Raw genomic sequence first — 9,260 nt, 5'->3', positions numbered from 1 at the left:
TCTCGAACATGTCGCGCACGCGGGCCGCGCCCACGCCGACGAACATCTCGACGAAATCGGAGCCCGAGATCGAGAAGAACGGCACCTTGGCCTCGCCCGCGATGCTCTTGGCCAGCAGGGTCTTGCCGGTGCCCGGGGGGCCGACCAGCAGCAGGCCGCGCGGAATGCGGCCACCGAGTTTCTGGAACTTGGCCGGGTCCTTGAGGAAGTCGACCACCTCCTTGACTTCTTCCTTGGCCTCGTCGCAGCCCGCGACGTCGGCGAAGGTGACCTGGTTGCTGTTCTCGTCAAGCATCCGGGCCTTGCTCTTGCCGAAGCTGAAGGCGCCGCCCTTGCCGCCGCCCTGCATCTGGCGCATGAAATAGACCCAGACGCCGATCAGCAGCAGCATCGGGCCCCAGCTGACCAGCAGCGTCATGAGGAGCGAGCCCTCTTCACGCGGCTTGACGTCGAACTTGACGTTGTTGGCGATCAGGTCGCCAACCAGGCCGCGGTCGAGGTAGGTGGCGGTGGTGCGAATCTTCCGGTCGTCATTGGTGATCGCGACGATCTCGCTGCCACCCTGACCTTCCTGGATCGTCGCGCTCTTGATGCGGTTGCCGCGAACTTCCTCGAGGAAGTCGCTGTAGCCGATGTTGCCGGCTCCGGCCACGCCGCGGGTGTCGAACTGCTTGAACACAGTGAACAACACCATCGCGATGACGAGCCAAACGGCAACTTTGGAAAACCACTGATTGTTCAAACGAAGCTCCAGTCGGGGGCGCGCAAAAAAATAAGAATCAAAAAGCGCACTGTGGGCGGCAATTGGTGCCTATTTTAGGCTTTTCAACCTGCGAAAACCCGTGAATCCCCCTAGAGCAGCCATGGCGCGGGAGCGGTTTTTGACACGTATCAATTGGTATCCAGACTCTTGAGGCCGATGCCGACCATGAAGGTCTCTGACGATTTGTCGCGCGAAGCCTTGGGTTTGATGGGCTTCACGGTGCGGAAATTGTCCTTGAAGAGCCGAGTGAGCTCCGCGTAGCCGCTGCCATGAAACAGCTTCGCGACCAGTGCCCCCTCGGGTTTCATGTAGTGGCGGGCGAAGTCGATCGCCAGCTCGATCAGGTGGGCAATGCGCGCCGTGTCCGCCGAGGCGATTCCCGACAGGTTGGGCGCCATGTCCGAGACCACGACGTCGGCCAGCCGGCCGCCCAGGACGGCGGCGAGCCGCTCCAGCACCTCGGCCTCGCGGAAGTCGCCCTGCAGGAAGGTGACCCCCTCGATCGGCTCCATCGGCAGGATGTCGAGCGCGATGATGGTGCCGGCCAGCTCGCCCGAAGCCGCCCCGGTGGGCGACATCCGCCGCCGCACGTACTGGCTCCAGGCGCCGGGCGTGGAGCCCAGGTCGACCACCAGGTGGCCCGGACGGATCAGTCCCAGCGTCTCGTCGATCTCCTTGAGTTTGTAGGCGGCCCGGGCGCGGTAACCCTCCCGATTGGCCAGTTTGACGTAGGGATCGTTGAGGTGATCGTGCAGCCACGCCTTGTTGAGCTTCTTGGCTTTTGGTTTTGGATTCATTGACACTCGATAATACGGGGATGCCCGCCATACAACTTACCCCTGCGCAGCGCAAGGTGCACCGCTCCGAAGCGCACCATCTGGACCCGATCGTGATGATCGGCGGCGACGGGCTGACACCGGCCGTCAAGAAGGAGGCCGACGCCGCCCTCAAGGCCCACGGCCTGATCAAGGTGCGCGTCTTCTCCGACGATCGCGCCGCGCGAGAAGCGATGCTCCAGACCCTGGCCGACGAACTCGACGCTGCGCCGATCCAGCACATCGGCAAGCTGCTGGTGCTCTGGCGGCCGATTCCCGAGAAGGAGCGCGCGATCGACGAGGACCGGATGCCCGGCCCGCGCGACGTCAAGGTCATCAAGTACAGCAAGCGCGCCGGCCAGCGGCCCGAGATCAAGACCCTGCGCGTGCTCGGCAACCAGCGGCTCACGCCCGGGGGCACCATCAAGCGCGCCAAGGCCAAGCGGCCGCTCTCGGCCAAGAAGCGGAACCAGGCAGACTGAGGATGCCGAGCGAGACAGCGAGCCAGCCGCGGCGGCACATCCTGTGCATGAAATGGGGCACCAAGTACGGGCCCGACTACGTCAACCGCCTCTACGCGATGGTGCGGCGCCATCTGAAGGGCGACTTCAGCTTCGTCTGCCTGACCGATGACCCCCACGGCATCCGCAGCGAGGTCCAGTGCTTCCCGATCCCGCCGCTGGACCTGGAACTGGCGCCGGGCCAGCCGGACCGGGCCTGGAAGAAGCTGACCACCTTCGAGGCCGACCTGTACGGACTGCGCGGCACCGCGCTGTTCGTCGACCTCGACGTGGTGGTGGTCGGCAGCCTGGACGCCTTCTTCGAGCAGCCGGGCGAATTCCTCATCATCCACGACTACGAGCGCCCCTGGCGGCGCCGGCGCATCACCGGGAATTCCTCGGTGTACCGCTTCGAGATCGGCGCGCATCCCGACGTTCTGGCGCACTTTCGCCAGAACATGGACGCGGTGCAGGCCGAACACCGCAACGAGCAGGCCTACCTGTCGGATTTCATGCATCGCAACGGCAAGCTCGCCTACTGGCCCGAGGCCTGGTGCCCGAGCTTCAAGTACCACGGGATCCCGACCTGGCCGACCAACTACTGGCGTGAACCCTTCGTGCCGGAAGGCGCAAGGATCATGGTCTTTCACGGGGAATGCAATCCGCCCGACGCCCTGGCCGGACGGCGCAACCGGCGCTTCCGGTTCATCCGGCCGGCGCGCTGGATCACCAGCTTCTGGAAGGCCTGATCAGGCCGATCGGCGGCCCAGGCGCCACAGCAGGGCGCCGGCGCAGAGCCACTGGCCCAGGTACATCGCGCTGCCCAGCGAGTGCCAGAGCTTGAGGTTCTCGCGCGCCAGGATGTGGGGCGCGACCGCGTACTGTTGCAGCAGTGCCAGCAGCAGCGCGGTGATGACGAGCCCGATCGCGGTGCGCGCCGGCCCTTCGATGCGCTCGCCGGCCTGCGCGCGGAAATGCACCAGCAGCACCAGCCCGCAGGCCAGCGCGACCCAGGTCTGGGCCGCGAACAGCTGGCCGGCAAAGTTGCCCGCCACGGCCGGATTGCCGAGCCGCGCGAACAGCATCGGCACCACCAGAAAGCCGATGGTCGAGAGGCTGCCCCACCAGAAAGCGGCGACGAGCAGGGCGATGCGGTCCTTCATGCGTCGCGCAGGCCCGCTCAGAGGTAGCTGACGCCGACGATCTCGTAGCGCTTCACGCCGCCGGGCGCCTGCACCTCGGCCGTGTCGCCCTCTTCCTTGCCGATCAGCGCGCGCGCGATGGGGCTGGAGACGTTGACGAGGCCCAGCTTGAGGTCGGCTTCGTCCTCGCCGACGATCTGGTACTTGACGGCCTCGCCGGTCTTCTCGTCCTCGAGCTCGACGGTCGAGCCGAACACCACCCTGCCGCCGGCGTCGAGCCCGGTCGGATCGATGATCTGGGCCGCCGACAGCTTGCCTTCGATGTCCTGGATGCGGCCTTCGATGAAGCCCTGGCGGTCCTTGGCCGCCTCGTACTCGGCGTTCTCGCTGAGGTCGCCCTGGGCGCGCGCCTCGGCGATCGAGTTGATGACCCACGGGCGGTCCACCGTCTTGAGCCGTTGAAGTTCTTCGCGCAACTTCTCAGCGCCGCGCTTGGTGATGGGGATGGTTGGCATTTCGTTGCTCCAGAAAGCGAAACCGCCGAACGCTGCCGTTCGGCGGTCGAAGGGAGAAAAAAAGTTCAGACGAGCGTGCGTCCGGTCAGCCGGCTCAGGATCGCGAGCGGGCTCGAATCGGGATTGTATTGCCTCGCAGCGGGCAGATGAAGGGTCTGCTCGAGCATGTACTGGCCCGACATCACCGCGTGCGGGGTCTGGTCCGAGAAGCAGACCCACACCGATCCGGCCGGAAACGGCACGGTCTGCTGCACGCTGTTTTCCTGGTAGTCCAGGTCGGACTTCATGCTGTCGTGCAACTGCAGCATCAGGTGGTCGTATTCGCTGCGCAGCGACTTGGTCACGCGCAGCGTGCGAAGCATCCTGGCCTGCCAGCGCGAGTAGGGCTTGGCGCGCGGCAGGAAGCGCTTGGCGACCGTTTCGAAGGGCTCGCCGACCCGCCAGACACGCGGAGCGCCCTGCGGATTCACGTTGGTGAACACGCGCAGGATGCGCTCGCCGTAGTTGGGCCGAGATGGAAAGGAGTCGACATGCAGTCGGCGATCGTCGGCRCGCCATGACTGGACCCGCGTCTCGACCTGCGCCGGCCGGTAGCTGGTCGGCGCCAGCCGCAGCGCCGGCACGTAATGAGGCAGCAGCCCGTGGACCAGCTGCTGCGCCTGGGTGCGGAAGCGCCCGACCATCTCCGCCACCGCGCGCTGCCGGGCCTCGTCGCCCGCCACGCCCTTGATGCGCCCATTGGCATCGAGGCTGATGTTGCGAACGTCGGGCGACAGCACCGTGGGCGTCAACAAGGCCTGCTCCTCGGCCAGCAGGTCGAAACCCAGCCGCGGGAAGTACAACACCTTGCCGGCCTCGAGCGCCGCGATCCACGCCTCGTTGGCCGTGGCGGCGCTCCAGTCACCCAGGTCGAGTTCGACGAGCTGCGTTTCCATGGCTGGCACTCAGGCGTTCGCCAGTTGCTCGTGCATTTCCTGGATGGAGATGACACCGAGCTCGTCCATGTGCTGCATGCCTTCGACCGCCGCTTCCGCCCCAAAGATCGTCGTGAAGGTGGTCACGCGGGCCAGCAGCGCCGAGGTCCGGATCTGGCGCGAGTCGGCGATCGCATTGCGGCGCTCCTCGACCGTGTTGATGACCAGCGCGATCTCGTTGTTCTTGATCATGTCGACGATGTGCGGACGACCCTCGGTGACCTTGTTGACCACCGTGCAGGCGATGCCGGCGGCACCGATCGCCGCGGCCGTGCCCTTGGTCGCGATCAGCACGAAGCCCAGCTTCGCGAGCCCGCGCGCGACCTCGACCGCGCGCGCCTTGTCGTTGTTCTTGACCGAGATGAACACCTTGCCCGACTTGGGCAGGATGGTGCCGGCGCCGATCTGCGACTTCACGAAGGCTTCGCCGAAGGTCTTGCCCACGCCCATCACCTCGCCGGTGGACTTCATCTCGGGGCCGAGGATGGTGTCCACGCCCGGGAACTTGACGAACGGGAACACGGCCTCCTTGACGCTGAAGTACGGCGGCGTGACTTCCTTCGTCACACCTTGCGACTTCAGCGACTGGCCGGCCATGCAGCGCGCCGCGACCTTGGCCAGCTGGATGCCGGTCGCCTTGCTCACATAGGGCACGGTGCGCGACGCGCGCGGGTTGACCTCGAGCACGTAGATCACGTCCTTGCCGTCCTTCTCCTGGATCGCGAACTGGACGTTCATGAGACCGACCACGTTCAGCGCCTTGGCCATCGCGGCGCTCTGGCGCTTGAGTTCGGCCACGGTCTCGGCCTTCAGGCTGTAGGGCGGCAGCGAACAGGCCGAGTCGCCCGAATGCACGCCGGCCTGCTCGATGTGCTCCATCACGCCGCCGATCAGGGTCGTGCCCTCGGCATCGCGCAGGCAGTCGACATCGCATTCGACCGCGTCGTTGAGGAAGCGGTCCAGCAGCACCGGCGAATCGTTGCTGACCTTGACCGCCTCGCGCATGTAGCGCTCGAGGTCGCGCTGCTCGTGGACGATCTCCATCGCACGGCCGCCGAGCACGTAGCTCGGGCGCACCACCAGCGGATAGCCCAGCGCGGCCGCCTTCTCGAGGGCCTCCGGCTCGGTGCGCGCGGTGGCGTTCGGCGGTTGGCGCAGGCCGAGCTCGTGCAGCAGCTTCTGGAAGCGCTCGCGGTCCTCGGCGGCGTCGATCATGTCGGGGCTGGTGCCGATGATCGGCACGCCGTTGGCTTCGAGATCGAGCGCGAGCTTGAGCRGCGTCTGGCCGCCGTATTGCACGATCACGCCGGTCGGCTTTTCCTTGTCGACGATCTCGAGCACGTCCTCGAGCGTCAGCGGCTCGAAGTACAGGCGGTCGCTGGTGTCGTAGTCGGTCGACACGGTCTCGGGGTTGCAGTTGACCATGATGGTCTCGTAGCCGTCCTCGCGCATCGCGAGCGCGGCATGCACGCAGCAGTAGTCGAACTCGATGCCCTGGCCGATGCGGTTCGGTCCGCCGCCGAGCACCATGATCTTCTTGTTGGTGGTCGGCGCGGCCTCGCACTCGTCCTCGTAGGTCGAGTACATGTAGGCGGTGTTGGTGGCGAATTCGGCCGCGCAGGTATCGACCCGCTTGTAGACCGGGCGCACGCCCAGGGCGCGGCGCTTCTCGCGGATCGCGGTGTCGGTGGTCTTGAGCTGGCGCGCCAGGCGGCGGTCGGAGAAGCCCTTCTTCTTCAGCGCCAGCAGCGTGGCCTTGTCGATCTCGTCGAGCGACTTGGTTTCCAGTTCGAGCTCGATCTTCACGATCTCCTCGATCTGCACCAGGAACCACGGATCGATCTTGGTCAGCGCGAAGACTTCGTCGACGCTCAGGCCCATCGCGAAGGCATCGCCGACGTACCAGATGCGGTCGGGACCGGGCTCGCCGAGTTCCTTCTCGAGCACTTCGCGGTCCTGCGTCTTCTCGTTGAGGCCGTCGACGCCGACTTCGAGCCCGCGCAGGGCCTTCTGGAACGACTCCTGGAAGGTACGGCCCATGGCCATCACCTCGCCGACCGACTTCATCTGCGTCGTCAGGCGCGAGTCGGCCTGCGGGAATTTCTCGAACGCGAAGCGCGGGATCTTGGTGACCACGTAGTCGATGCTGGGCTCGAAGCTCGCGGGCGTGGCGCCGCCCGTGATCTCGTTGCGCAGTTCGTCGAGCGTGTAGCCGACCGCCAGCTTGGCCGCGACCTTGGCGATCGGGAAGCCGGTGGCCTTGGAGGCCAGCGCCGAGGAGCGCGAGACGCGCGGGTTCATCTCGATCACGACCATCCGGCCGTCCTTCGGATTGATCGAGAACTGGACGTTCGAGCCGCCCGTGTCGACGCCGATCTCGCGCAGCACGGCCAGCGAGGCGTTGCGCAGGATCTGGTATTCCTTGTCGGACAGGGTCTGCGCGGGCGCCACCGTGATCGAGTCGCCGGTGTGCACGCCCATCGGGTCGAGGTTCTCGATCGAGCAGACGATGATGCAGTTGTCGGCCTTGTCGCGCACGACCTCCATCTCGTACTCTTTCCAGCCGAGCAGCGACTCTTCGATCAGCAGTTCGTTGGTCGGCGAGGCTTCCAGGCCGCGCTTGCAGATGGTCTCGAACTCTTCCGGGTTGTAGGCGATGCCGCCGCCGGTGCCGCCGAGCGTGAAGCTCGGGCGGATCACGACGGGGAAGCCGACCGTCTTCTGCACGGCCCAGGCCTCGTCGAGCGAATGGGCGATGCCCGAGCGCGCCGAGCCGAGGCCGATCTTGGTCATCGCGTCCTTGAACTTCAGGCGGTCCTCGGCCTTGTCGATAGCCTCGGGCGTGGCGCCGATCAGCTCGACCTTGTACTTGTCGAGCACGCCGTTGCGCCAGAGGTCCAGGGCGCAATTCAGCGCGGTCTGGCCGCCCATGGTCGGCAGGATCGCGTCGGGACGCTCCTTGACGATGATCTTCTCGACCGTCTGCCAGGTGATCGGCTCGATGTAGATGACGTCGGCCGTGGCCGGGTCGGTCATGATCGTCGCCGGGTTGCTGTTGATCAGGATGACCTTGTAGCCCTCCTCGCGCAGCGCCTTGCAGGCCTGCACGCCGGAGTAGTCGAACTCGCAGGCCTGGCCGATGATGATCGGGCCGGCGCCAATGATGAGGATGCTCTTCAGATCTGTGCGCTTAGGCATTCTTCTGTCCTTCTTTGTGACTTTGCATGAGTGCCGTGAAGCGGTCGAACAGGTAGCCGATGTCATGCGGGCCGGGCGAGGCCTCGGGGTGGCCCTGGAAGCAGAACGCGGGCTTATCGGTGCGGGCCAGGCCCTGCAGCGTGTTGTCGAACAGGCTGATGTGGGTCGGGCGCAGGTTGGCCGGCAGGCTCTTCTCGTCGACCGCGAAGCCGTGGTTCTGGCTCGTGATGCTGACGCGGCCGTTGTCCAGGTCCTTCACGGGATGGTTGGCGCCGTGGTGGCCGAACTTCATCTTGAAGGTCTTGGCGCCGGACGCCAGCGCCATGATCTGGTGGCCCAGGCAGATGCCGAAGGTCGGGATGCCGGTCTCGATCAGTTCCTTCACCGCCGAGATCGCGTAGTCGCAGGGCTCCGGGTCCCCCGGGCCGTTGGCCAGGAAGATGCCGTCCGGGCGCAGCTTGAGCACGTCGGCCGCCGGCGTCTGCGCCGGCACCACCGTGATGCGCGCGCCGCGCTGGGCGATCATGCGCAAAATGTTCTTCTTGACGCCGTAGTCGAAGGCGACAACGTGGAACTTGGGCGTGATCTGGACGCCGTAGCCCGAACCCAGCTTCCACTCGGTCTGGGTCCACTCGTAGGTTTCCTTGACCGACACCACGCGGGCGAGGTCGAGGCCGGCCATGCTGGGCGCGGCCTTGGCGGCGGCCACGGCCTTGTCGATCAGCGCCTGGCTGACGGCTTCACCTTCGGCGAGGCCGAGGATGCAGCCGTTCTGGGCGCCATTCGTGCGCAGATGGCGGGTGAGCTTGCGGGTGTCGATGTCGGCAATGGCGACCGTGTTGCCGCGCACGAGGTATTCCGTCAGCGTGGCAGTCTGGCGGAAGTTGGACGCGACCAGCGGCAGGTCCTTGATGATCAGGCCGGCGGCATGGATCTTGTCGGCCTCGATGTCTTCCTCGTTGACGCCATAGTTGCCGATATGCGGGTACGTGAGGGTCACGATCTGCTGGCAATAGCTCGGGTCGGTCAGGATTTCCTGGTAACCGGTCATGGCGGTGTTGAACACCACTTCGCCGGTCGTGACGCCGGTGGCGCCGATCGAGTTGCCGAGAAAGACCGTGCCGTCTGCAAGCGCCAGGATGGCGGGCGGGAATTTTCCCTTGAGAGACAAAAGCACTGGGATCTCCGGATGGATGACGCCCAAAGCGAACCCAAGTCGTCCAAATCGTGACTGTGGGCTGCGACTTTCGTCGAGGAGTTGGCTTGCGTGCGCTGAGGGCGGGGTKTGAGCGGGAAAGCCCTTGATTATACCTGGGACCGGCTTAGGAATCGGCTCCGGCAGCACTTGCATAC

At 65.7% G+C, this 9,260-nt stretch carries 9 protein-coding genes; 2 read left to right on the top strand and 7 right to left on the bottom strand.

What is annotated here, in order from left to right:
- Together AC1D2K_RS22420 and AC1D2K_RS22415 are read right to left on the bottom strand one after the other, a co-directional pair.
- On the bottom strand, positions 1 to 742 hold a 742-nt coding region (locus tag AC1D2K_RS22420; RefSeq protein ID WP_478091091.1), incomplete at its 3' end, for an ATP-dependent metallopeptidase FtsH/Yme1/Tma family protein.
- Between the two features lie 149 nt (positions 743 to 891).
- Complete coding sequence (locus AC1D2K_RS22415; protein ID WP_478091089.1) at positions 892 to 1,560, bottom strand: RlmE family RNA methyltransferase; 669 nt, start codon at positions 1,558 to 1,560, stop codon at positions 892 to 894.
- Between the two features lie 20 nt (positions 1,561 to 1,580).
- On the opposite strand from AC1D2K_RS22415, the gene AC1D2K_RS22410 reads away from it, so the two are divergent.
- Both AC1D2K_RS22410 and AC1D2K_RS22405 read left to right on the top strand, forming a co-directional pair.
- A complete protein-coding gene (locus AC1D2K_RS22410; protein ID WP_478091088.1) occupies positions 1,581 to 2,060 on the top strand; it encodes a YhbY family RNA-binding protein in 480 nt (159 codons plus the stop codon).
- Between the two features lie 2 nt (positions 2,061 to 2,062).
- Complete coding sequence (locus tag AC1D2K_RS22405) at positions 2,063 to 2,827, top strand: glycosyltransferase (protein WP_478091087.1); 765 nt, start codon at positions 2,063 to 2,065, stop codon at positions 2,825 to 2,827.
- Here AC1D2K_RS22405 and AC1D2K_RS22400 read toward each other — a convergent pair whose 3' ends face one another.
- The 5 genes from AC1D2K_RS22400 to carA form a co-directional block, all read right to left on the bottom strand.
- A complete protein-coding gene (locus AC1D2K_RS22400; RefSeq protein ID WP_478091086.1) occupies positions 2,828 to 3,241 on the bottom strand; it encodes a DUF4149 domain-containing protein in 414 nt (137 codons plus the stop codon).
- 17 nt (positions 3,242 to 3,258) lie between these two features.
- Positions 3,259 to 3,735, bottom strand: a complete 477-nt coding sequence (gene greA / locus AC1D2K_RS22395; RefSeq protein ID WP_478091084.1) for a transcription elongation factor GreA — start codon at positions 3,733 to 3,735, stop codon at positions 3,259 to 3,261.
- A 65-nt stretch (positions 3,736 to 3,800) separates the two neighbouring features.
- Positions 3,801 to 4,670, bottom strand: a complete 870-nt coding sequence (locus AC1D2K_RS22390; RefSeq protein ID WP_478091082.1) for a Kdo hydroxylase family protein — start codon at positions 4,668 to 4,670, stop codon at positions 3,801 to 3,803.
- 9 nt (positions 4,671 to 4,679) lie between these two features.
- Positions 4,680 to 7,907: a carbamoyl-phosphate synthase large subunit gene (gene carB / locus AC1D2K_RS22385; protein WP_478091081.1), complete on the bottom strand. Its 3,228-nt coding sequence runs from the start codon at positions 7,905 to 7,907 to the stop codon at positions 4,680 to 4,682.
- Entirely contained in the window at positions 7,900 to 9,084 is a 1,185-nt protein-coding gene (gene carA, locus AC1D2K_RS22380; RefSeq protein ID WP_478091079.1) for a glutamine-hydrolyzing carbamoyl-phosphate synthase small subunit, read from the bottom strand. The genes carB and carA overlap by 8 nt, the downstream gene beginning before the upstream one ends.
- Positions 9,085 to 9,260: the final 176 nt, after the last annotated feature.

The organism is Variovorax sp. P1_H12_2 (assembly GCF_056405335.1).
Note: the sequence above shows the minus strand (reverse complement) of the source record. Positions and strands in the feature narration are given on the sequence as shown.

What these genes read in the sequence shown, in the direction of transcription:
- AC1D2K_RS22410 (WP_478091088.1), top strand. Translation starts at nt 1,581, where the DNA reads ATGCCCGCCATACAACTTACCCCTGCGCAGCGCAAGGTGCACCGCTCC.
- AC1D2K_RS22400 (WP_478091086.1), bottom strand. Translation starts at nt 3,241, where the DNA reads ATGAAGGACCGCATCGCCCTGCTCGTCGCCGCTTTCTGGTGGGGCAGC.
- AC1D2K_RS22405 (WP_478091087.1), top strand. Translation starts at nt 2,063, where the DNA reads ATGCCGAGCGAGACAGCGAGCCAGCCGCGGCGGCACATCCTGTGCATG.
- greA (WP_478091084.1), bottom strand. Translation starts at nt 3,735, where the DNA reads ATGCCAACCATCCCCATCACCAAGCGCGGCGCTGAGAAGTTGCGCGAA.
- AC1D2K_RS22415 (WP_478091089.1), bottom strand. Translation starts at nt 1,560, where the DNA reads ATGAATCCAAAACCAAAAGCCAAGAAGCTCAACAAGGCGTGGCTGCAC.